Here is a 23,612-nt window from a genome sequence, read left to right on the forward strand (position 1 = left end):
CCGCTCTGCCCTGCCGGGCATCTCCCCCTCAAGGGGGGAGATCGGCAAGAGGCGGGCTCTCCACTCCATCTTCAAGAGATGAGATTGGCGAGACCGTGCCATGGTTCGATCTCCCCCCTTGAGGGGGAGATGCCCGGCAGGGCAGAGGGGGGTACTGTCTGCGACGAAGGTGGTAACGAAAGAGCCCATCAATATACCTCCTCCACCCCAGCAAACCCCGTCATCCGCAATTCCTTAGCCTCCTCCAACCCCAGCGGCTGATGGGTTGCGGCAATCACCATTCCGCCCTTGACAAGATGCGCCTTCACCAATCCGGTAAACATCCGATCCGCTTCCGCATCCAGCGCCGCCGTCGGCTCATCCAGAATCCAGATCGGCTTCCACGCCACCAGCAGCTTCGCCATGGCGAATCGCCGCTGCTGCCCCGCGGAGAGATAACCGAAGGGCAGGTGGGTGATGCCGGCAAGCCCGACGATGTCGGCTGCCTCTTCGATCGATACAGACGGCGTGCCGTTGAAATCACCGAGAAAGCGTTTCCAGAAGGACAGGTTCTCGTAGACCGTCAGCTCCTGCTTCATGGCGTTGCGGTGGCCAAGATAGTGGCTGACTTCAGCGGGGCGTGTGCCCTTTTCTATTCCTTCGCCGGCTATCTTTATGGTGCCCGCCTCGGCAGGCAGAAGCCCCGCAAGGACGCGCAGAAGCGTGGATTTGCCCGATCCGTTGGGGCCCGTGAGAAGGAGAGCGTCGCCATCCGTTAACTGGAGAGAAACGTTCATGAATATGAAATCTTCGCCCCGTCTGACGCCAAGATTTTCCGCTGTCAGATGCACTGCTGCGCCTCGTTTAAGAATTTCATCATCTCGATCAAAAAAAATCGAAATTAGCCGTTGGTTGGTCTGGCACGTTTTAGCGAAATTATCTATATGGGTCTCAACCACGCCAGCGGCCGGCGTGAACATCACCTAGCGCCGGACCTGAATGTTGCGGAAGCAATTTTCTCGTGCGGACAGCGGAAATGGTCGTACCCGCATCCTGATGTGCATGATAGTGCATAGGTGTCCGCACGCGCGTGTTGGCTATCAGAATGAACGGGGTTTATAACCGTGGCAAAATCTCTCGACAGTTTCAATTGTCGTTCCGTTCTTACCGTCGACGGTAAGGATTATGTCTATTACAGCCTGCCGAAAGCGGAAGCGAACGGCCTTAAGGGCGTCGCCAATCTCCCCTATTCGATGAAGGTTCTGCTGGAGAACCTGCTGCGCAACGAAGACGGCCGTTCGGTTCGCAAGTCCGATATCGAGGCTGTTGCCGAGTGGCTGAACAACAAGGGTCTGAAGGAAGCGGAAATCGCTTACCGTCCTGCCCGCGTTCTGATGCAGGACTTCACCGGCGTTCCTGCCGTCGTTGACCTTGCAGCCATGCGTGATGGCATCAAGGCGCTCGGTGGCGATCCTGAAAAGATCAACCCGCTCGTGCCCGTCGACCTCGTCATCGACCACTCTGTCATCGTCGACGAATTCGGCAATGCCAACGCCTTTGCCCGCAACGTCGAACTGGAATATGAGCGCAACGGCGAGCGTTACCGCTTCCTCAAGTGGGGCCAGCAGGCGTTTAAGAACTTCCGCGTCGTTCCTCCTGGCACCGGCATCTGTCACCAGGTGAACTTCGAATATCTCGGCCAGACCGTCTGGACGAAGGATGAGGATGGCGAGACGATCGCTTATCCGGATACCTGCGTCGGCACCGACAGCCACACGACCATGATCAACGGTCTTGGCGTTCTGGGCTGGGGCGTTGGCGGTATCGAAGCCGAAGCGGCCATGCTCGGCCAGCCGGTTTCCATGCTTCTGCCGGAAGTCATCGGCTTCAAGCTGACGGGCACGCTGAGAGAAGGCGTCACCGCAACCGACCTCGTTCTGACCGTCGTGCAGATGCTGCGTAAGAAGGGCGTCGTTTCCAAGTTCGTCGAATTCTTCGGACCTGGCCTCGATACGCTGCCGGTTGCAGACCGTGCGACCATCGGCAACATGGGCCCGGAATATGGCGCGACCTGCGGCTTCTTCCCGGTCGATACCGCAACCGTCGGCTATCTCGACATGTCCGGCCGTGCGAAGGATCGTATCGCACTCGTCGAAGCCTACTCCAAGGCGCAGGGCATGTGGCGCGACAATGACGGCTCGCAGCTCGTCTTCACCGACACGCTCGAACTCGAACTCGGCGACGTCGTGCCATCCATGGCCGGCCCCAAGCGTCCTGAAGGCCGCCTGCCGCTCGAAACCATTGCACCCAACTTCGCAACGGCTCTCGAAAACGACTACAAGAAGCCAGGCCAGCTCAACACCCGTTACGCGGTCGAGGGCGAAAGCTACGATCTCGGCCATGGCGATGTAGCCATTGCCGCCATTACGTCTTGCACCAACACCTCCAACCCATCGGTGCTGATCGCTGCCGGCCTTCTGGCCCGCAACGCGGTTGCCAAGGGTCTGAAGTCCAAGCCTTGGGTCAAGACCTCGCTTGCACCTGGAAGCCAGGTCGTGGCGGAATATCTGGAGAAGGCTGGCCTGCAGAAGGAGCTCGACGCGCTCGGCTTCAACCTCGTCGGCTTCGGCTGCACGACCTGCATCGGCAACTCCGGCCCGCTGCCTGCGCCGATCTCCAAGACCATCAACGACAAGGGTCTGATCACCGCTGGCGTTCTCTCCGGTAACCGTAACTTCGAAGGCCGTATCTCGCCCGACGTTCAGGCGAACTACCTAGCTTCCCCGCCGCTCGTCGTCGCCTATGCGCTGGCCGGCACGGTGCAGAAGGACCTTACCACGGAGCCGCTCGGCGAAGACCAGGATGGCAACCCGGTATACCTGAAGGACATCTGGCCGACCTCTGCGGAAGTCCAGGAGTTCATCCAGAAATACGTTACGCGCGAGCTGTTCGAAACCAAGTATGCGGACGTGTTCAAGGGCGACGAAAACTGGCAGGCCGTGCAGGTTCCCGATGGCCAGACCTATGCCTGGGACGACAACTCGACTTACGTCCAGAACCCGCCTTACTTCGTCGGCATGGGCAAGAAGGGCACTGGCCTCAAGGACATCAAGGGCGCTCGCGTTCTCGGTCTCTTCGGCGACAAGATCACCACCGACCATATTTCTCCGGCCGGTTCGATCAAGGCAGCGTCTCCAGCCGGTGCATACCTCACCGAAAACGGTGTGGCGGTTGCCGACTTCAACCAGTACGGCACGCGCCGTGGCAACCACGAAGTGATGATGCGCGGCACCTTCGCCAACATCCGCATTCGCAACCACATGCTCGGGCCGAACGGTAAGGAAGGTGGCTACACCATCCACTATCCGTCCAAGGAAGAGATGTCGATTTACGACGCAGCGATGAAGTACAAGGATGAGGGCGTTCCGCTCGTCATCTTCGCTGGCGTCGAATACGGCAACGGTTCTTCGCGTGACTGGGCTGCAAAGGGCACCAACCTGCTCGGCGTCAAGGCCGTGATCGCGCAGTCCTTCGAGCGTATCCACCGCTCCAACCTGGTCGGCATGGGCGTCGTGCCCTTCACCTTCCAGGAAGGCACGACATGGGCAAGCCTTGGCCTGAAGGGTGACGAGACGGTTACGATCGAAGGCCTCGAAGGCGAGATCAAGCCACGCGAAACCAAGATCGCCAAGATCACCTACTCGGACGGCACAGTGAAGGAAATCCCGCTGCTTTGCCGCATCGATACGCTGGACGAAGTGACCTACATGGACAATGGCGGCATTCTGCAGACCGTTCTTCGCGATCTGGCAGCCTGATCCGATAGTCCAAATACATCGAACGCCGGGAGCGATCCCGGCGTTTTTTTGTGACCTGCGGGGCAGCATCTTCCGAGGGTCTGATCGGTGCGAAGGAACGGGTCTTAGCCCCTGCCTTTTCGCCGTCATGCGAAGGCTGCGAAGCTCACCCCATCGTGACTTCCTCTTGAACGGAGTTCGAGGCTATTTTCCGCCTTGCCACCATACCCGAATTGATTGCATCAATGGTTCGGACCGGCCTTCAGACAAGGGTTCACGCTATGCCGAATACAATTGGCCCGCAGCGAAGCGGCATTTTCAGAAACGGGCTTCGCAGCGTTGGCGTTTCGCTATGCCTGTTCGGCGGGCTTTCTGCGGGTGCGGCCTATGCTCAGGATCAGCTGAAAGGCGTGGTCGAACTCTTCACCTCGCAGGGCTGCGCCTCCTGCCCGCCGGCAGATGCCAATCTGCGCAAGCTCATCCAGAATGGCGATGTGATCGGCCTGTCCTACCATGTGGACTACTGGAATTATCTTGGCTGGACGGATTCGCTGGCGTCGAAGGAAAATACCGAGCGGCAGTACGGCTATGCCCGCGCGCTTGGGCGCAACAACGTCTACACACCGCAGGCGGTGGTCAATGGGCGTGACCATGTAAAGGGCGCGGATATCCAGACGATCTACCGCCGCCTGGACGATTTCAACAAGGCGGGCGAGGGCTTGAACGTGCCTATCAGCACCGAGCGGGTCGGCGATGAGATCGAGATCGATATCGGTGCCGGGCAGGGCAAGGCGGAGGTCGTGGTTGCCTATTTCAACCGCGAGCAGGTTGTCGACGTGCAGAAGGGTGAGAACCAGGGCAAGACGATCTCCTACTGGCACAGCGTCTATGATGTGCAGACGGTCGGCATGTGGGATGGCAAGGCGATGACCGTAAAGCTGCCGGCAAGCGTCATGAGCAAGGCGAAATCCGGCGGCTGTGCCGTACTGCTGCAAAAGATGGATGCGGCTGGCAATCCATCGGCCATCGTCGGCGCGAATGTGCTGATGCAGTCAGAGGGATAAGACGAGATTTTTGGGGATCCCCGCTGGGGGGGAGATCCGGCCCGGGCATTGGGGGCTGGGGGTAAAGGGTCAATGCACCGGACCGGGTCATCTTGGTGCCTAGGCATCAATTGACAATCGCACTATTCCATTGAATTCGGGCCATGATTTGTTCGAAATTGGGCATTTGCGCCCGCTTGTTCTGCCTCATTGGTTACCGGAAAAGCCGCTCCTTGCCGGACGACTTTGCGGGCTTGCAATTTCGCCAAGGCGAGGACAGACTGTCGCAGAGATGTCATAAGCAGTCGAGCGAGGTGCCGGATGGCCGATCAGCCGGATTTGCAATACGCGACTTCCCAGACCCGGGAAGGCTCTACCGTCGTTGATCTTCGGGAATACAAGCGAGCCAAGGACCCCTTGCCCGTGACCTTCCACCGCCGGGAACTGGACGCCATTTTGCGCGTCTACGGCCGCATGGTGGGCGAAGGTGAGTGGCGCGACTACGCCATCGACCACATGAAGGAAAAGGCAGTCTTCTCCGTCTTCAAGCGCTCCGGCGAAATGCCGCTCTTCAGGATCGAGAAGAACCCGAAGCTTGCTGCCAAGCAGGGAGCCTACAGCGTCATCAACACCGATGGTCGCATTCTCAAGCGCGGGCATGAATTGCCTCAGGTGCTGAAGGTGTTCGACAAGGCCTTGAAGCTGATCGACTAGAGTTGTGCGTCCGATGGGACGCAAAAGGGACGCATTACCTTTTTGAATCGACGCATGGTGCTTTCCGGACATCGAGTCCGATCTTCGGGCCGATGTTGTCAGGCGGCAGGGGAGCGACGCTTCCTCGGCCTCATAGGCGGGCATGAAAAAGGCGGCCAGTGGCCGCCTTTCTGTTTGAGCGCTATTGCGATCCTTAGTTGTTCCGGTTGCCCAGGAACTGAAGCAGGAACATAAACAGATTCAGGAAGTCGAGGTAGAGCGTCAGCGCACCCATGATCGCCTTGCGACCGGCCACGAGAACGTCGTCACCTTCGAAGTACATTTCCTTGATCTTCTGCGTGTCGTAGGCGGTCAGACCTGCAAAGATCAGAACGCCGATTGCAGAAGCTGCAAAGCTAACAGCGCTGGACTCCAACCAAATGTTAACGACCGACGCGATGATCAGGCCGAACAGACCCATGATCAGGAACGAGCCCATGGCGGACAGGTCCTTCTTGGTCGTGTAGCCGTAGAGCGACAGCGCGCCGAAAGAAGCAGCGGTGATGAAGAACGTTTGGACGACGCTAGCTGCGGTGTAGGCCACGAAAATCGACGAAATCGATAGTCCAACCAGGGCCGCGTAGACCCAGAACGTCGCTTGAGCAGCAGAAACGCTCATCTTATGAACGCGGAAGCTCAGAAAGAAGACGAGGGCCAGCGGTGCCAGCATGACGACCCAGCGAAGAGGCGATGCGTAGACCGCAGCGCCGAGCTGCGTGAGCATTGTACCGTTGCTAAGCGTCGCGACGGCCGCCGCAGGATCGGTTGTTACAGCAAGGCTAGCAAAACCGAAGGCAGCAACACCGGTAATCACCAGCGCGAGCGCCATAAGGTTGTAGACCTTCACCATGTAGGAGCGAAGACCTTGGTCGATCATCGCACCAGACTGAGCACGGCCTTGGGCCATACGGTTCTGGTAGTTGTTAAAGTCAGCCATTGTTTCCTCTTTTAGCTCCGAAGTTGCTACGGTGTCGGGATAAGACCGTTATGTGGATACTATCCCAGGCGCCGCTGCGGAGCTACAGCAAGCCTACCAGAGAATATGAGGCGATGGCGCAGCCGTTACAAGTGCCAAAAATAACGAAAAAACACCGTATGCGCGAAAAGCGATAACGTTTTTGACATCATTACCAAGAATTAATCGTAAAAGTTAAATCGCGCACAACTTTTCCGTTTTTTAGATTTTCACTTGCATCCAACGGCTTACTCGCCCGCCTGGCGCAGCACCGGTGCAGCCTTCTGGCCGAGGATGCGCCATGTGCCGATCAGCCCGATGCCCACCGTCATCACCAGCGAAACGACAAGCGTGCCGATTGCCACATCGGGCAGGAAGCTGGAGGGCAGCTTCATGATGCGGGCAATCACGAACCATGCGGAGACGCCGCCCGCCAGAAGGGCGAAGGTGGCGGTCGCTACGCCGAGGATCATGTATTCATAGGAGAAGGCGCGGATCAGCATGGATCGTGTGCCGCCGAGCGTTTTCAGGATCACGGCATCGCGGGTGCGCGCACGGTTGCCCGCCGCCAGGGCGCCTGCCAGCACCAGCACGGAGGCGATCAGCGCAACGGCAGCTGCCGCACGGATCGCGGTTGCGAGCTGACCGACCAGCCGGTCGACGATATCGAGCGCATCCTTGACGCGCACCGTGGTGATCGTCGGATAGGCGTTGGTGACGCTGCGCAGGATTTCGCCTTCCTTGGCGGGTGTCGCCGACGGGTCTGCCAGCGTTGCCAGCCATGCGTGCGGTGCGCCCCGGAAAGTGTTGGGTGAAAACACCATGACGAAATTGATCGACATGGACTGCCACTGCACATCGCGCAGATTGGCGATCTTGGCGGTGATGCTGCGGCCGAGGACATTGACGGTGACCGTATCACCGATCTTGAGGCCGAGTTCGCCCGCCTCTTCGGCAGCAAAGGAAACCAGCGGCTCGCCGCTATAATCCTTGCCCCACCACGTGCCTTGCGTGAGCTTGGCATTTTCCGGCAGATCTTCTGAATAGGTAATGCCGCGATCGCCGCGCAGAACCCAGCGGCCGGATGGCGGTACTTCGATCTTGGTGACGTCTTGGCCGTTCAGCGCCAGAATACGGCCGCGCAGCATCGGAACTTCCGTCAGCGTGCCTTCCGGCGCCTCGCGCTTGACGAGGTCGCGGAAGCCATCGCGCTCGCTTCCCTGAATGTCGACGAAGAAGAAGTTCGGCGCTTTCTCCGGCAGTGTCGACGTCAATTCCCGCCGCAGATTGCCGTCGATCAGTGTCAGCGTCACCAGAAGCGTAAGGCCAAGACCTAGCGATAGCACCACGGAGGGCGTCAGCGCGCCGGGGCGGTGGATATTGCCGATAGCGAGCCGGAGGGCTGCGGAGTGAACGCGTGGACTGCGTCTCGCCAGGGCGCGGATGCCCCAGGCGACAAGCCTCAGCACGACGAAGGCGAAGGCGATCGCACCGAGAAAGACCGAGGCGATGAAGCGATCATCCGCCGTGAAAATCGCAAGGCTCGCAAGCACTGCAAGAAGGATTGCCGTTGCAGCGAGATACGGCCAGGAGGGAAGCTTCCCTTCATCGAAGCCTTGCTCGCGGAAGAGTGCGGTTGCCGGCACTTCGCGTGCCTGACCGAGCGGCACGATGGCGAAGGCAAGTGTGGTCAACATGCCGAAGACGGCGGCAAGCCACAATGCCGAAGGATAGAAGGCAAGCTCCTTCGGCACCGGCAGCACGCCGTCGAGAAAGCGCATGGCGATGAGTGGTGCTATGGCGCCGAACAACAACCCGATCACAATGCCGACGCAGGCAATGAAACCAATCTGGAACAGATAGGTCATCGTCACCACGCTTGCCGGCGCGCCAAGGCATTTCAGCGAGGCAATCGTGGTGCGCTTGGAATCGAGAAAGGCGCGCACGGCATTGGCAACACCAACGCCGCCGACGATTAACGCAGTGAGGCCAACGAGCGTCAGGAATTGGGAGAAGCGATTGACGTTTTCGGTGAGTTGCGGCGCGGCGCGATCGCTGGTGCGAATGGACCAGCCGGCGTTCGGAAACTGCTTGTTGGTCGTTTCGATGATTGTCGCGCGTTGCGACGGGTCGGTCAGACGCACCTTGTAGGCATGCTCGACAAGGCTTCCCGTCTGGATCAGGCCGGAGGCGATCAGCGCATCGCGGCTGATGAGCAGACGGGGCGCGAAGCCGAAACCGTCAGACAGCGTGTCCGGCTCGGTGACGATGGTACCCGTCAGTTTCAGCCTGGCATTGCCAAGAAGCAGTTCGTCGCCGACCTTGATGCCGAGACGCTCAAGCAGCAGGGGGGCCGCGACCGCGCCGAAGCTCTCGCCTTGTTTGGCCAAAAGCGCGGGAAGGGGTTGCGCCGGCTCGGCGACGAAATCGCCATAGAGCGGATAGGCGCCATCGACGGCCTTGACCTCGGCCAGGCTCTGCTGTGAGCCGTCTTCCAGTCGCGCCATGGAGCGCAGCCCGTCCGAGACGGCGACATCACCGAGGCTGTCGATATAAGCGCGCTCTTCAGCACTCGCCTCGCGGTTTCTGAGTTCGAAGCGCACGTCGCCAGCCAGGATCGACTGGCCTTCGTCGGCGATAGCGCTGGTGACTGCGCGCGAGACCGAGTTGACGGCTGCGATAGCACCGGTGCCAAGCGCGATACAGGCGAGGAAGATGTAGAAGCCACCGAACCCGCCGCGGATTTCCCGGCGTGCCAATCTCAGCGCATTTCGAATGTTGGCGGCAGACGGGATCATGCGCTTGCCGCCTGTCTGGCGGCTGTGGAGCCGGCACTTTCGCCTTCGATCTGGCCGGAGCGAACCTTGATCTGGCGGGTGCAGCGGGCGGCAAGCGACGGATCGTGGGTCACGAGGATCATCGTCATGCCGCGCTCGGCCTGCTTCGAAAACAGCAGATCCGCGATCTGCTTGCCGGTATCGGTATCGAGATTGCCCGTCGGTTCGTCGGCGATCAGCACGGCAGGCGAGGGGGCAAGCGCTCTAGCAATCGCCACACGCTGCTGCTCGCCGCCGGACAATTGGCCGGGATAGTGGTTAAGGCGCTGGCCGAGGCCGACCGCGGTCAGTTCTCGCGTCGCAATGTCGAAAGCATTCGGCACATTGGCAAGTTCAAGCGGAACGGCGACATTCTCGAGCGCGGTCATGTTGGCGATCAGGTGAAAGGACTGGAAGACGATCCCGATATTCTTGCCGCGAAAATCCGCCAGCGCATCTTCGCCAAGCGTATGGAGATGCGTTCCCGCAATTGTGATCTCGCCGCTATCGAGCCTTTCAAGGCCTGCCAGAACCATCAGCAGCGTGGACTTGCCGGAGCCGGAAGGCCCGACAATTCCGACGGCTTCGCCCTCTTCAATGGTGAGATCGATGCTCTTCAAAACGTGGACGGAGGCGGCGGCGCTGCCAAGGGTGAGATCCGCTTTCTTCAGCTCGATGGTGCTTTTCGCCACGTTTTTGCGTTCCTATATGATCAAGAGTGCAGAAGCCTTGCTGGCTTCACCAATTAGGAAGGCTGGAATGAATTTTAAAGCCGTTGCCGCTCACTTCGTCGTCATCCTTGGGGCGTTTCTTTCTTCTTCATCCGCTGGCGCTCAAGATAAACCTTTGCAGATCGTCGGCTTTGGCGACAGCCTGATGGCCGGCTATCAGCTTGCGCCGAACGAAAGCTACGCCGCCCAGCTCGAAGCCGCGCTGAAAGCCAAGGGCGTCAATGCGGTCGTGACCAATGCGGGCGTTTCGGGTGACACGAGTTCTGCCGGCCTTGCGCGCGCCGAATGGTCGGTGCCGGATGGGACCGATGGCGTGATCCTGGAGCTTGGCGCCAACGATGCGCTGCGGGGCATTCCGCCTGCCGATACCGAGAAGAACTTGGCGGCCATCATCGAAGGGTTTCAGAAGCGCAATATCCCGGTTCTCATGATGGGCATCATCGTGCCGCCAAACATGGGCGGCGACTACGGCAAGGCGTTCAACCCTATCTATGAACGGCTGGCGCAGAAGTATCAGATCCCGCTCTACCCGTTCTTTCTGGACGGTGTCGTGCTCGATCAAAGCCTGCAGCTGGAAGACAGAATGCATCCCAATGCCAAGGGCGTTGCAGTGATGGTGGAGAAGTCTCTGCCCGCCGTCGAGGCCTTTGTTAAGACTATCCGTGAGCAAAAAAAATAAGCACTTGCGCAGCGAAGCTTTGCATGATTCGCTGTCCTTGTTCTGCCAAGAGATTCGGGGAGCTCGCCATGCCGAGACTGTTTACCGCCCTCGAAATTCCGCGCAATGCGGCGATGAGCCTTTCATTGTTGCGCGGTGGTCTACCGGGAGCCCGGTGGATTGACGTGGAGAATTATCACATCACCTTGCGCTTTATCGGCGATATAGACGGACGCACCGCTGACGAAGTGGTCGATCGGCTGGATCGTATCGATCGCGAGGAGTTTCAGATCAACCTGACGGGCATGGGCTCCTTCGGATCGAAGAAGCCGCATTCCCTCTGGGCCGGGGTTTCTCCCTCTCCGGAAATGGTCGCTCTCCAGGCAGAAATCGAGCGCATCTGCCAGCGTCTCGGGTTGCCGCCGGATCCGCGAAAGTTCACGCCGCATGTGACGCTGGCGCGGCTTCGCAATTCCAGGCTCGACGATGTGGTCCATTATCTTTCAGGCCGCGGGGATTTCCGAACCTCGCCCTTCACCGTCGGGCGCTTCGTGCTGATGTCCTCGAAGGAATCGGTCGGCGGCGGGCCTTACATCGTCGAAGAGGCCTTCCCGCTCTATGAGAGCCGTTCGACTGGCGTCTATGCCGACGCTGGACTGCTTCCGGAGAAGAGCCTGTTCTAACTCCATGATACCTGATCATAGCATCGGCTGGGCGAGCGCCCCGGCCGAGCATCCATTTGCGCGGTTGATCTGACGGTCAAAGGTGAACCAAAGCGCATGTCCGTCCGTTCAGTTGCATAGAACAGTCTATCAGGGGAAGGGACCATCATGACCTATGCGAAACTTGAAGCGGACGCAGTGCGCACGGCGCTTGAGACGCTGGACGGCTGGTCTTTGCGCGAAGACGGTCTGGCAATCGTCAAGGCCTACAAGTTTGCCAGTTTTGCCGAAGCCTTCGGTTTCATGGCTGAGTGCGCGCTGGCGGCAGAAAAGCTCAATCACCATCCGGAATGGTCCAATGTCTATTCGCGGGTGAAGATCTGTCTGACCACGCATGATTCCCAAGGGATTACCGAGCGCGATATCCTGCTGGCAAAGGCGATGGAGAAGGCGGCTGCCGGGCGCGGCAATTGAACAGCGGTCTTCATCGCCTATATTATCCGTCATGACCAAAGGAACTACGACCATGGATGACGTCAAGATCGGTGAAATCCTGCTTCCCGGCGATCCCGACACGCAGAAGGAACGCGAGGAGACTGTTCGATCCAAGTTCTGGCCGAAGATGAAGCGGGTCGTCAGCAAGGTACCTTTTGCCAGAGACGCGGCTGCGGCCTATTATTGCGCTGTCGATCCCTCCACGCCGCTTCGAGCCAAGGGTATTCTGCTTGCAGCACTTGGGTATTTCATCATGCCGATCGATGTGGTGCCGGATGTTCTGGCGGTCATCGGCTTTACCGACGATATTGCGGTTTTGACCGCAGCCCTTGCGATGATCCGTGCCCATATCAAGATGGAGCATTACGACGCCGCCGATCTTGCGCTGGAAAAGATGCGCGAGGAATAACGGCTCTGTGATGTGCCGTTAGACGCGGTTCCAAATCCCGACAAATTCTTGCCTGAATTGCCGTGTCATACCTTTTGCGTGGCGCTGACTCGCGTCGCTCGAAGCGTGTTTTACATGCGTTGAGGACCTCTGACGCATGCATTTCTGTCAAGGCGTTTTCAGCCTTGGCGCAGCATGGATCTTGGGGCGCGGGGAGTATCCGAACTGTAACACCGCGATACAATTCTCACCTTTTAATGATGGCGTTGACGGTTTGGTAACCGTTCCTTAGCCAAAATGAAGATGACGGCCTTCACCTCGCACCGGCCCGGCCTAGCCGTTCGGGCAACTGGAAGACAATAAACCCGGCAGGAATTTCAATGTTTGTAAGAAGTGTAGCAACCGCAGCCGCCATTTTGCTGACCAGCGTCAGCATTGCCTCTGCACAGTCGCCCACGCGCATCCAGCAGTTCAACGCTTGGGGTGCCTATTCGTACAAATCGGGTAAAAGCACCGTTTGCTATGTTCTTTCCGTTCCAACCGCCAAGGAGCCGGCAAGCGTCGACCATGGCGATATCTTTTTCATCGTGTCGCAGCGTCCCGGCCAGAACATTTCCTATGAGCCGCAGGCCATGGTTGGCTATCCTTTGAAGGAAGGCTCCAAGGTCAATGTGACGATCGATGCCAAGAACTTCGTGATGTTCACCAAGGACAAGGCGGCCTGGGTCGAAAATGCCGCTGAAGAACCGGCACTCGTTGCGGCCATGAAGGTTGGCAAGAGCATGACCGTCAAGGCGACCTCCGGTCGCGGGACGGCAACCTCCTATTCCTATTCGCTGTCTGGCATCTCGGCTGCTCTCAAGCAGATCGAAAGCTGCAAGTAAGCAGTTCTAAAAAAATTAGAGTCTGATGGCCGGTCCCTGACCGGCCATTTGCGTTTTTGCCGGTTTGATGCTAGATGCGCGCCAACACGAATGCTGGCGACACCAGGTGATCGCCGCGCTTTTGGATTTTCTCGACATGCAGATGACGTTCCGCCGTTTCGACTGGTCGGTTTCGCTCGTGCATTGGATGATGGGATAGGACGATGTCCACTTTGGAAGCTACACCCGGTCTTGCAGTCAAGGCGCCTCTGGTCGCCAACAGCGACCTCATGTCGGACAAGCCGTCGCTGATCGGCATGACGCGCGACGAGATGGCGGATGCGCTGATGGAGATCGGCGTGCCGCAAAAGCAGGTCAAGATGCGCGTCAGCCAGTTGTGGAACTGGCTCTATGTGCGCGGCGTCTCCGATTTCGACAACATGACCAATGTCGCCAAGGAGCTTCGCGAGACGCTGAAGGCGAAGTTCACCATCGCGCGGCCGGAAATCGTCGAAGAGCAGATCTCCAATGACGGCACGCGCAAGTGGCTGATGCGCTTTCCCCCGCGTGGCGCCGGTCGCCCGGTGGAAATCGAGACCGTTTATATTCCTGAAGAAGGCCGCGGGACACTTTGCATCTCCAGCCAGGTCGGCTGTTCGCTCACCTGTTCCTTCTGCCACACCGGCACACAGCGGCTGGTGCGCAACCTGACGGCGGAAGAAATTCTCTCGCAGCTTCTGCTCGCCCGCGATCGTCTGGGTGATTTCCCGGATGGCTCGACGCCGGTCGGGGCCTATGTGCCGAGCGAAGGCCGCAAGGTGTCCAACATCGTGATGATGGGTATGGGCGAGCCGCTCTATAATTTCGAGCATGTGAAGACCGCACTCCTGATCGCAACCGACGGTGACGGTCTGTCACTCTCCAAGCGCCGCGTCACGCTCTCCACCTCCGGCGTCGTGCCGGAAATCTTCCGCACCGGCGACGAAATCGGCGTGATGCTGGCGATCTCCCTGCATGCCGTGCGCGACGAGCTGCGCGACATGCTGGTGCCGATCAACAAGAAGTATCCGCTGAAGGAGCTGATCGACGCCTGCCGCAACTATCCGGGTCTCTCGAATGCGCGCCGCATCACCTTCGAATATGTGATGCTGAAGGACGTCAATGACAGCCTGGAAGATGCCAAGATGCTGACCCAGCTTCTCAAGGGCGTTCCGGCCAAGATCAATCTCATCCCCTTCAACCCATGGCCCGGCACCAATTATCAGTGCTCGGACTGGGCGCAAATCGAGAAGTTCGCCGACTTCATCAATCAGGCCGGCTACGCCTCACCGATCCGCACCCCGCGTGGCCGCGATATTTTGGCAGCCTGCGGCCAGCTGAAGTCGGAATCCGAACGCATGCGCAAGACCGAGCGCCTGGCGTTTGAAGCGATGATGATTGCCAATCACGGGGCTGACGACTGATTCTACGGTGTCGTCGCTCCGAGAGCAGCTTCAGTCTTGAGCTTCTCCGGTACGGGTCTGTGGCGACGCTCTTTCCGACGTCACGCCTGAAGCCAGATCATCTCCCGCTGCCTCCGGCAGCTTTTACCTTATCCGGTATGTTCCGCTGACGATTGCAGCTTGCTCGGCACGGGGTTCGTCCATAACTCATCCAGCTTAGCAAACATTTGCTTGGCAAAATCGTCTTCCAAGAGGGCAAGTGCTGAGATTGCCACTGGTTCTATGGTAAACCGTTCGGCATAGCCCAGCGCTGAAAGGCGTTGAGCACAGGAGGGATGAGAGGACAGTTCGTCAACCTCCATCGACCATGCGTGGCGCGCATAGATGTTTAACAGCTCACTCATATTGAGCATAGACACCGCGTTCAAAAGGCGTTTCGTGGGCGAAATGACAGTTGGCATTGTATCCGTGCGTTCTTTCCGCAACGACTCGTAAAATGTTTGCTCCAGAAATATGGCGGACGCATCGACCAGAAGCAGGGCGCGAGCGGCCTCTTCGCCGTGACCACCATTCGCCGCTTCAAGATCGGCCTTAATCTCGGCGTCTCGAGATAGGCGCATCTTCTCAAGCTCAAATGATGGTGAGAGTGTTTTCCATAAGGAGTAGAGCAGGTGTCCGGTGATTGATTTCTCCGGTGAAGCGAAGTCGAAGACGATGTTGAGGCTTTCTTCGAGTTCTGCCAGACGGAGCTTTCCGTTCACATCCTCGTTCAGCACGTGACCATTCTCATGCATCAGAATGGCGAACATCGCTTCTTTATCTGTGACTGCCAGCAAAGGAATGCCGACTATCAACTCGTAATGGCGGCGCAATCCGAGCAGAGTACGATGCATCCTGACGCCCGCATTCATCGCGTCACTCAATGTAATCGCGGTTTTCCTGGCTGTGGCCTTTCCGGCGACAGCTTCCCACATGGACCATAGTCCAGGGGCTTGGGCTCGACTGATCCCATTGACCTTTTCACGCGATAGATTTGTAAAGAATATGCCCTTCAACAGAGCGATCGTGATGTCTACCGTCCACAAGGCAAAGCCGATCAGAGCAAAAAGCCAAATGAAGTGCTGATCCAGCAAAAAGAACAACAGACTCATGATGAGCGCCAGCAGCGCGATCAGAAACAGTAAGGTAAATCGCCCGAAACGGCGACCGGCAGCCAGAATAATCTTTGCCAAATCAAGTCTCACTCAAAGGCTGACGCCACCAATCGCGCAGGATGGTTTCCTGAACATTCCGATGACATTTCCCATCCACCGTCTCAAGACCCTCATTCCTGTGACTTTGGTGATCTATCCAGGATAGTGCATGCCGACAAAGGCGTAAGGCGTCCTGTTTGCGGCAGGTTTGAGTGCTTATTGCGAGAACAAACCTCCATCGCGACCGCGGAAAACTTGTTTTACGTCAAGCGGTCGTGCGCTTCCGGCTTCAGAGTATCAGGCTTGCGCGGTATGGACCGCATTTGCGAGTAGAGGATCGGCAGTTTCGTTCCATTTTTCGACGGACTTACAGACCTCAGCAGCTTTTGATTGAACCTTACCCCTCCACCCAATCAAATATTTGATCGCTCCGATCTCTCCCGCGCGATTGATTTCGGCTTAACCCTTTCTTAAAGAGAGCGGGAAAAGCAAAATAATCGGAGGAATACCCTATGCGCGCACTTATTCTGGCGCTCGCCGCCGCCACGGCTCTCGTCCTACCTGCCAAAGCGGAAGACGTGACCGTTGCCGTGACTGCCATCGTCGAACATCCGGCCCTCGATGCCGCACGTGATGGTGTGAAGGCCGCGCTTGCCGAAGCTGGCTATAAGGAAGGCGAAAACCTGAAGTTCGTCTACCAGTCCGCGCAGGGTAACCCAGGTACCGCCGCACAGATCGCCCGTCAGTTCGTTGGCGACGCTCCGAATGTCATCGTGCCGATATCCACGCCTTCGGCTCAGGCCGTCGTTGCCGCAACGCGCGATATTCCAGTCGTCTTCACCGCCGTTTCCGACCCCGTCGGCGCGCAACTGATCAAGTCGATGGAAAAGCCCGGTCGCAACGTCACCGGTCTTTCGGACGCGCTTCCCGTCAACGAGCATCTGGCTCTGGTCAAGGAAATTGCACCGTCGGCAAAGACGATAGGCTACATCTACAACTCGGCCGAGGCCAACTCTGTCTCGACGCTCGCTCTGTTGAAGGAAGCCGCTGCAAAGGCCGGTCTGACGGTTGTCGAATCCGTCGCCACCAAGTCCTCCGAAGTTCAGGGCGCGACCCGCGCATTGGTCGGCAAGACGGATGTAATCTACGTTCCGACCGACAACACTATCGTTTCCGCCTTCGAGGCGGCTGCCGGTGTCGCGGCTGAGGCGAAGATCCCGCTCTTTGCTGCCGATACGGATTCCGTGGCACGTGGCGCTATCGCAGCGCTCGGCTTCAACTATTTCGATGTGGGCAAGCAGACGGGTGCTGTCGTCGTGCGTATCCTGAAGGGTGAGAAGCCTGGTGATATTGCGGCAACCACAGCTGTCGGCACCGACCTCGTTCTCAACAAGAAAGCCGCTGAAAAGATTGGCGTGACCTTCCCTGAGAGCGTCGTGAAGCGCGCTACGAAGGTGATCGAGTAAGGTCTCGTCGTCCGCCTCGCGCGATTGACATTGTTTATGTCGTTTCGTCCACACAAGGCCGGATCACCGAGATACATCACTTCCAATCGAGAGTGCCGCGCTTCAGCGGCACTCTTGCTCTATCGGCCCGGCGAAACGCCCGGTCGAAAAACCCAAGGACTTCTGTCGTGAGCCAAATCGCCTTCTGGGGTGCCGTCGAACTGGGGCTGGTCTTCGCCTTTGTCGCGATCGGTGTTTATCTCGCCTTTCGCGTGCTCGATTTTCCCGATCTGACCGTTGATGGTTCTTTTCCGCTCGGCGCTGCCGTGGCGGCGGTGCTGATCATTGCCGGTCTCAATCCATGGCTTGCAACAGGCGTTGCGATGATCGCCGGTGCTGGCGCTGGTATGGTCACAGCACTTTTGAATGTCCGCTTCAAGATCCTCAATCTTCTGGCCTCGATCCTGACGATGATTGCGCTGTTCTCAGTCAATCTGCGCGTCATGGGCAAGCCGAATGTCGCGCTTCTCAATCAGGAAACGGTCATCGAGCCCTTCTATGGTCTTGGCATATCCGATTATCTGGTGCGGCCGCTCTTCGTCGGCCTGCTGGTTATCGTTGCTGTCATCCTCGTGTGGCGCTTTCTGGAAAGCGATGCAGGTCTTGCCATGCGCGCCACTGGCGCGAATGCCCGCATGGCCCGCGCTCAAGGGGTAAAGACCGGCAACCAGATCTATCTCGGCATGGCGCTTTCCAATGCGCTCGTTGCGCTGGGCGGGGCGCTGTTTGCCCAGACCAACGGCTTTGCCGATGTGACATCGGGTGTCGGCACCATCGTTGTCGGGCTTGCCGCCGTCATCATCGGCGAAACGCTGTTCGGCTCTCGCGGCATTCTGATCGCGTTGATCGGCTGCGTCTTCGGCTCTATTGCCTATCGGCTGGCCATCCAGCTGGCGCTCTCCAGCGATGCGCTGGGCCTCAAGGCCTCCGACCTTAATTTCGTTACCGCCGTTCTGGTTGCCGTCGCCCTCATCCTGCCGCGCCTGCGCCGTGGAGGAGCCGCATCATGATTTCGCTGTCGGATATTCAGGTCATCTTCGGCAAGGGAACGCCCCTGCAAAAGCAGGCGCTCTCCAAGCTCAATCTCACCATCGAAAACGGCTCCTTCGTCACCGTGATCGGCTCGAACGGTGCTGGCAAGTCGACGCTTCTCGGCGTTCTGGCGGGCGACGTGCTGCCGAGTGCTGGCAAGGTGACGATCAGCGGCGTGGACGTCACACGCAAGCCGACCGCCAGCCGTGCGGGCCAGGTGGCGCGTGTGTTTCAGGATCCGTTGGCCGGAAGCTGCGGTGCGCTGACCATTGAGGAAAATCTGGCGCTCGCGGCTGCACGCGGCAAGGTGCGCGGTCTGCTTCCGGCGCTTGGCGGCGGCCGTCGTGCCTTCTTCCAGGACCGCATCGCCTCGCTTGGCCTTGGGCTGGAAAACCGGTTGAAGGACCGCATGGATCTTCTCTCCGGTGGCCAGCGCCAGGCGGTCTCGCTGGTCATGGCAACGCTTGCCGGATCCGATGTTCTGCTGCTGGATGAACATACCGCAGCGCTCGATCCGGGCATGGCCGAATTCGTCATGGAACTGACCCGCAAGGTGGTGGAGGAGCGCAAGCTCACCACGCTCATGGTGACGCACTCCATGCGCCAGGCGCTGGATTATGGCGACCGCACCATCATGCTGCATGCCGGTGAAATCGTGCTCGATGTCTCCGGCGAAAGCCGCAAGGGTCTCCAGGTGGAAGATCTGATCGAGATGTTCCGCAAGATCCGTGGTCAGACTCTCGATGATGATGAATTGCTCATCGGGTGATGCACAGGACGGGCTATGCTCCTGTCACCGTTAAAATGCGGGCAACAAGACCACGCTGGAACTTCACGACCGCTGCACCATTTCTACCGCATCCAATCCCTCACGAGGGACTGGATGTCCTGTCATGTTCGTTTCAGGTCGAATGTCACAGTCATGGAGAAATGATGTTTTTCAGAAAAAGTCTTTTCGCCGCACTCGCCGCCGCTTTTGCAATTCTTCTGACCGGTTGCAACGACAAGGATAATGAAAATAAGGGTGTTGTCGCCCCAGCGGCAGACCAGGCGGCGGTTTCCAAATACAACGCTTATGTCAAGGCAGCCAATTCGCTGGCGGTGAGCTTTAACCAAGTTCTGCAAAGCCACGTTCAGACATATGCTCGTGCCTTGGCTGGCGACAAACCGCTCCAGAATTACTCCGTCGCAAGCCCCATAGACGTTACCAAGGTTAAGTCTGCGCTGAATGAGGCGTTCGTCAAGGAGGCGACGTTTGCAGATATCGATCCTGCAGCGAAGTCTTATGCCGATGCTCTGGCCGGTTTCGAGCCGATCAACACTGACCTTGCGAATTATGCGCAATCCAAAGGGTATCTCGCAGATGGCGGCAAGACCGCACGTGAGAAGGACCCAGCCTTTGTGGATGCCCTGAAGAAGGTAGCGGCGGCAGAGGAGGCCTTCTTCAATAGTATGCAGAAGCACGATTACGATTTGGCGCGCAAAGCCTATGACGAGGCTGCGCCGGATAGTGTGGAGCGTGATCGAGCAGGGATCATTTTGTTTTCAAAGGACACAGTCTCCAAACTGACTGCCATGTTCGCAGCACCTGGTGACGCCAATCTCCGCGATGATACGAAAGCCAGCCTTAACCGCCTGAGTGATGTGTCGGTGGCATGGGACAAGAAACTTCGGTCCAGCGATGCGAAGGGATGTCCCGCCACGATGAGCGCTATCAACACCTTCATTGCTGGCGCACGCACAGCCGTGCAAAGAGCGGAAAAGGGCGATTACAGTGTTGAAATTGATCCTCGCTACGTCAACACCATCCAAGATCCCGTTTACACGGATGGCCGTCAGTTGAACATGAACTATAGCTGGCTGATCAGTTCATTTAACGGCAACAGGTGCTGATGGGCGCTGACTTGTAAGCTCACCCTCATCCTCGCCCTCGAGGCTGAGATCAATGTACTACGATGACTTACAAACGGTATTGAAAAGCCAGACCCCACGACGTTGCGGCTCCGTCTGGCAAGGCGGCAGTATGGTCCACGCAAAAATGTGCAACGGTTGCGATAACGACATGCGATAAAACAAGGATCCAGAGCTTGTGAGCAGATCTGAAAGATCGCGAAACGCTTTGGACAGCTCTCGCCTTACTTTGCCTGCGTCAGGAAAATCTTGACGGCGAAGAGCGAGAAGACGCCAGCGATGGTGTAATCCAGGCCGCGAAGAACCTTGCGATTGCGCTGCAGCCAGTCGGAGAGCGAGTCTGCAGCCACCACGATTCCGATGCCGATCGGCAGGGCGACGATGATCGACCAGAGACCGAGGAAGATCAGCTTGCCTGTCACGTGCGGATCGGAGGCTGTGACGAATTGAGGCAGGAAGGTCATGAAGAAGATGATGACCTTTGGATTGAGCAGGTTAACCCACAGCCCGTTGACCAGAGCAGACGTCATCGACGCGCCGGCCTTCTGTTCCTTCGGGCGCTCCATCACGAAGTTTGAGCCGTGGCGGATGGCCTGGATGGCGAGCCAGACGAGATAGGCAGCACCGCCCGTCTTCAAGATCATGAAGGCTGTCGGCGAAGCGACGATCAGCGCTGCCACGCCAAAGGCGACCAGCAGCGTATGGACGGTGATACCGAGATTGGTGCCCACGAGCGTCATGAAGCCTGCCTTGCGGCCCTCGCGCAGGGAGCGGCTGATCCAGAGCGTCATGTCCGGACCGGGCGTCACCGCCAGAACCAGGATGGCGACGGTGAAGGCAATCAGGGTTGGCAGGCTCGGAATGAAGTCCACGGTGATACCATCCAAAACGGGGTTGCTGCATACTCATAACGCCGTTTCGTGAGCCTGCCAATTCCTCTTCGTATTGCGTCAGCTATTCAAAAACGTCTTGAAGTGCTCGGCATAATCGCCATGCCAGCGCGACAGCGGTGGTCTGTTCTGGACAATGTCGTTGGCAGCCCAGAGAATGCGCTTCTCGTCGGTCTTTCTATCCACCTCGTTGTCGGGGCAGAGAATGTAGAAATCGCCGCGCCCAATGCTCTCCAGCATGAAGTCCACCGTCTGCTCCGGCGTCCATGCGCCATCCGGCTTTTCCGTGCGCTCGCCCGCGGTAAGACCGGTGAAGACGAAGCCGGGAATCAGGAGATGCGCTGAAATCGCGCCGGTGTTTGAAGTGCGCAGCTCATGTTGAAGCGCTTCGGTGAACGCCTTCACGCCCGCTTTCGATACGTTATAGGCCGGATCCCCGGGTGGCGTGGTGATGCCCTGTTTCGAGCCGGTGTTGATGATGAGGCCCGGCTCTCCATGGGCGACCATGCCCCCACCGAATACGCGGGCGCCGTTGATGACGCCCATAAGGTTGACGCCGATCACCCTGTCCCAGTTGACTTGGGGGCCGAAAAGGACGCTGCCCGGCTGGATGCCGGCATTGTTCATCAGCAGATGGACGCGGCCAAAGCGCTGAATCACCGCTCGTTCGAGTGCCTCGAGTTCATCGAGCTTGGAGACATCCGTCGGGATGGCGACGATCTTCGCCGCGCCATCCTCAACCGTGGCGGCAATGTCACGTTCTGCCGCTCGCAATTTCTCACCGTCCAGATCGACCAGCACGACGCTCATGCCGAAACCGGCACATTGTTTTGCCGCTGCAAGACCTATGCCGGAGGCGGCTCCGGTGATGACGGCAACATTATCCTGTTGGAATGCGGGGTGAAATGTCGACATTGGTTTCTCCTTCTCCAGGGCCGTCCTCATCAAACGGCAGTGGCATCCCATGCAACCAGACGCCTTTTGGCGCGCCTTTTGAAATCTATCGCTTTTCTCGTCTCAGTCACGTGACAAGTCATCCGGCAAGCAAAGCGTTCCCAGGTCCGATCCGTTTTCATTATCTCTTGCGCCGACCGATAAACTCGCTAAAAGTGCCGCAATCCCAAGGAAAGGCGAGGCTTGAAGCGATCGCCGGTTATGCAAATGGATTTCACGAATGGCACTCCCGAAAGACGTTAAGAAAGTCGTTCTCGCCTATTCCGGCGGTCTCGATACCTCGATCATCCTGAAGTGGCTGCAGACCGAACTCGGCGCGGAAGTCGTCACCTTCACCGCCGATCTCGGCCAGGGCGAGGAGCTGGAGCCGGCGCGCAAGAAGGCCGAGATGCTCGGCATCAAGGAAATCTTCATCGAGGATGTCCGCGAGGAATTCGTTCGTGATTTCGTATTCCCGATGTTCCGCGCCAACGCCGTCTATGAAGGCGTCTATCTGCTCGGCACGTCGATTGCCCGCCCGCTGATTTCCAAGCACCTGATCGAGATTGCCAAGAAAACCGGTGCTGACGCCATTGCCCATGGTGCGACCGGCAAGGGCAACGACCAAGTGCGTTTCGAGCTTTCCGCTTACGCCTTGAATCCGGATATCAAGATCATCGCACCGTGGCGCGACTGGACCTTCAAGAGCCGTACGGATCTCCTGAACTTCGCCGAACAGCACCAGATCCCGGTTGCCAAGGACAAGAAGGGCGAAGCGCCGTTCTCCGTCGACGCCAACCTGCTGCACTCCTCGTCCGAGGGCAAGGTTCTGGAAGACCCGGCGCAGGAAGCCCCGGAATATGTGCATATGCGCACCATTTCCCCGGAAGCTGCACCCGACAAGGCAACCGTCATCAAGGTCGGTTTCCGCAAGGGCGATGCCTGCTCGATCAACGGTGTTGAAATGTCGCCTGCAACCCTTCTGCAGACGCTCAACGATTATGGCCGCGACAATGGCATTGGCCGTCTCGACCTCGTGGAAAACCGCTTCGTCGGCATGAAGAGCCGTGGCGTCTACGAAACCCCCGGCGGCACGATCCTGCTTGCAGCGCACCGCGCCATCGAATCCATCACGCTCGACCGCGGTGCAGCACACCTTAAGGATGAGCTGATGCCGCGTTACGCCGAGCTGATCTATTACGGCTTCTGGTTCTCGCCGGAGCGCGAAATGCTGCAGGCCCTGATCGACAAGAGCCAGGAGCATGTGGAAGGCGAAGTGACCCTGAAGCTCTACAAGGGCAATGTCATGGTCACCGGTCGCGAGAGCGCGAAGTCGCTCTATTCCGACAAGCTCGTCACCTTCGAAGACGACCAGGGCGCCTACGACCAGAAGGATGCCGCCGGCTTCATCAAGCTGAACGCGCTGCGTCTGCGTACGCTCGCAAAGCGTAACCTCGGCAAGTAAGAGGTCCGCAAGGGCCGTCCTGAGCCTCCGCTTTTGCCGGGGCTCAGGTCTCTCAACCAACTTGGCTTAGAGGGCGTAAAGCCTCTCGGCCGTCATCCTCG

General features: G+C 58.3%; 21 protein-coding genes. 14 read left to right on the forward strand and 7 right to left on the reverse strand.

Translation table 11 applies throughout. The features are described 5' to 3' along the window. Positions 1-188: 188 nt before the first annotated feature. Positions 189-830: a heme ABC exporter ATP-binding protein CcmA gene (ccmA, locus tag ACTJKV_RS20205; RefSeq protein WP_274103608.1), complete on the reverse strand. Its 642-nt coding sequence runs from the start codon at positions 828-830 to the stop codon at positions 189-191. Between the two features lie 273 nt (positions 831-1,103). On the opposite strand from ccmA, the gene acnA reads away from it, so the two are divergent. From acnA to ACTJKV_RS20220, 3 genes are all read left to right on the forward strand, one after another. Next, positions 1,104-3,797, forward strand: coding sequence for an aconitate hydratase AcnA (gene acnA / locus ACTJKV_RS20210; RefSeq protein ID WP_274103427.1), 2,694 nt, complete (start codon positions 1,104-1,106; stop codon positions 3,795-3,797). 260 nt (positions 3,798-4,057) lie between these two features. After that, the gene (locus ACTJKV_RS20215; protein ID WP_082478871.1) at positions 4,058-4,840 is read left to right on the forward strand and encodes a DUF1223 domain-containing protein; all 783 of its coding nucleotides are present in this window, start codon (positions 4,058-4,060) and stop codon (positions 4,838-4,840) included. 300 nt (positions 4,841-5,140) lie between these two features. Further along, positions 5,141-5,533 (forward strand): DUF2794 domain-containing protein, encoded by a 393-nt coding sequence (locus ACTJKV_RS20220; RefSeq protein WP_062424926.1) that lies wholly within the window; start codon positions 5,141-5,143, stop codon positions 5,531-5,533. A 193-nt stretch (positions 5,534-5,726) separates the two neighbouring features. Here ACTJKV_RS20220 and ACTJKV_RS20225 read toward each other — a convergent pair whose 3' ends face one another. From ACTJKV_RS20225 to ACTJKV_RS20235, 3 genes are all read right to left on the reverse strand, one after another. Beyond that, positions 5,727-6,509, reverse strand: coding sequence for a Bax inhibitor-1/YccA family protein (locus ACTJKV_RS20225; RefSeq protein WP_440599369.1), 783 nt, complete (start codon positions 6,507-6,509; stop codon positions 5,727-5,729). 266 nt (positions 6,510-6,775) lie between these two features. Next, positions 6,776-9,325, reverse strand: a complete 2,550-nt coding sequence (locus ACTJKV_RS20230; RefSeq protein ID WP_274103426.1) for an ABC transporter permease — start codon at positions 9,323-9,325, stop codon at positions 6,776-6,778. After that, positions 9,322-10,035 (reverse strand): ABC transporter ATP-binding protein, encoded by a 714-nt coding sequence (locus tag ACTJKV_RS20235; protein WP_062597379.1) that lies wholly within the window; start codon positions 10,033-10,035, stop codon positions 9,322-9,324. Before ACTJKV_RS20235 ends, ACTJKV_RS20230 begins: the two co-directional genes overlap by 4 nt. A 67-nt stretch (positions 10,036-10,102) precedes the next feature. On the opposite strand from ACTJKV_RS20235, the gene ACTJKV_RS20240 reads away from it, so the two are divergent. The 6 genes from ACTJKV_RS20240 to rlmN all read left to right on the forward strand — a co-directional run bounded on the left by ACTJKV_RS20240 (position 10,103) and on the right by rlmN (position 14,603). Beyond that, entirely contained in the window at positions 10,103-10,753 is a 651-nt protein-coding gene (locus ACTJKV_RS20240) for an arylesterase (RefSeq protein WP_113273078.1), read from the forward strand. 68 nt (positions 10,754-10,821) lie between these two features. Beyond that, positions 10,822-11,415 (forward strand): RNA 2',3'-cyclic phosphodiesterase, encoded by a 594-nt coding sequence (thpR, locus tag ACTJKV_RS20245; protein WP_113226933.1) that lies wholly within the window; start codon positions 10,822-10,824, stop codon positions 11,413-11,415. 147 nt (positions 11,416-11,562) lie between these two features. Further along, positions 11,563-11,868 carry a 4a-hydroxytetrahydrobiopterin dehydratase gene (locus tag ACTJKV_RS20250; protein ID WP_062424920.1) on the forward strand — a complete coding sequence of 102 codons (306 nt, stop codon included), beginning with the start codon at positions 11,563-11,565 and terminating at the stop codon, positions 11,866-11,868. Positions 11,869-11,920: 52 nt separating this feature from the next. After that, entirely contained in the window at positions 11,921-12,298 is a 378-nt protein-coding gene (locus ACTJKV_RS20255; protein WP_062424919.1) for a YkvA family protein, read from the forward strand. A gap of 359 nt (positions 12,299-12,657) precedes the next feature. Continuing rightward, positions 12,658-13,161, forward strand: coding sequence for an invasion associated locus B family protein (locus ACTJKV_RS20260; RefSeq protein WP_062424918.1), 504 nt, complete (start codon positions 12,658-12,660; stop codon positions 13,159-13,161). Between the two features lie 269 nt (positions 13,162-13,430). After that, a complete protein-coding gene (gene rlmN, locus ACTJKV_RS20265) occupies positions 13,431-14,603 on the forward strand; it encodes a 23S rRNA (adenine(2503)-C(2))-methyltransferase RlmN (RefSeq protein WP_113273198.1) in 1,173 nt (390 codons plus the stop codon). A gap of 128 nt (positions 14,604-14,731) precedes the next feature. On the opposite strand, the gene ACTJKV_RS20270 is transcribed toward rlmN, so the two are convergent. Next, positions 14,732-15,814, reverse strand: coding sequence for a M48 family metalloprotease (locus ACTJKV_RS20270; RefSeq protein WP_274103425.1), 1,083 nt, complete (start codon positions 15,812-15,814; stop codon positions 14,732-14,734). A 473-nt stretch (positions 15,815-16,287) separates the two neighbouring features. Between ACTJKV_RS20270 and ACTJKV_RS20275 the strand changes: the two genes are divergently transcribed. The 4 genes from ACTJKV_RS20275 to ACTJKV_RS20290 all read left to right on the forward strand — a co-directional run bounded on the left by ACTJKV_RS20275 (position 16,288) and on the right by ACTJKV_RS20290 (position 20,205). Next, positions 16,288-17,241, forward strand: coding sequence for an ABC transporter substrate-binding protein (locus ACTJKV_RS20275; RefSeq protein WP_274103424.1), 954 nt, complete (start codon positions 16,288-16,290; stop codon positions 17,239-17,241). A gap of 167 nt (positions 17,242-17,408) precedes the next feature. Beyond that, positions 17,409-18,290: an ABC transporter permease gene (locus tag ACTJKV_RS20280; protein ID WP_274103422.1), complete on the forward strand. Its 882-nt coding sequence runs from the start codon at positions 17,409-17,411 to the stop codon at positions 18,288-18,290. Continuing rightward, entirely contained in the window at positions 18,287-19,081 is a 795-nt protein-coding gene (locus ACTJKV_RS20285; RefSeq protein ID WP_274103421.1) for an ABC transporter ATP-binding protein, read from the forward strand. Before ACTJKV_RS20280 ends, ACTJKV_RS20285 begins: the two co-directional genes overlap by 4 nt. Before the next feature lie 164 nt (positions 19,082-19,245). After that, positions 19,246-20,205 carry a DUF3829 domain-containing protein gene (locus ACTJKV_RS20290; protein ID WP_274103420.1) on the forward strand — a complete coding sequence of 320 codons (960 nt, stop codon included), beginning with the start codon at positions 19,246-19,248 and terminating at the stop codon, positions 20,203-20,205. Between the two features lie 242 nt (positions 20,206-20,447). On the opposite strand, the gene ACTJKV_RS20295 is transcribed toward ACTJKV_RS20290, so the two are convergent. Both ACTJKV_RS20295 and ACTJKV_RS20300 read right to left on the reverse strand, forming a co-directional pair. Continuing rightward, positions 20,448-21,095, reverse strand: coding sequence for a LysE family translocator (locus ACTJKV_RS20295; RefSeq protein WP_113267556.1), 648 nt, complete (start codon positions 21,093-21,095; stop codon positions 20,448-20,450). A gap of 78 nt (positions 21,096-21,173) precedes the next feature. Next, on the reverse strand, positions 21,174-22,028 hold the full coding sequence (locus ACTJKV_RS20300; RefSeq protein ID WP_274103419.1) for an SDR family NAD(P)-dependent oxidoreductase: 855 nt from the start codon (positions 22,026-22,028) through the stop codon (positions 21,174-21,176). 259 nt (positions 22,029-22,287) lie between these two features. Between ACTJKV_RS20300 and ACTJKV_RS20305 the strand changes: the two genes are divergently transcribed. Next, entirely contained in the window at positions 22,288-23,511 is a 1,224-nt protein-coding gene (locus ACTJKV_RS20305) for an argininosuccinate synthase (protein WP_062444382.1), read from the forward strand. The last annotated feature ends 101 nt before the right edge of the window (positions 23,512-23,612 follow it).

Origin of the sequence: Agrobacterium sp. 22117 (assembly GCF_052045735.1) — a bacterium.
In the GTDB taxonomy this organism is placed as follows: domain Bacteria; phylum Pseudomonadota; class Alphaproteobacteria; order Rhizobiales; family Rhizobiaceae; genus Agrobacterium; species Agrobacterium cavarae.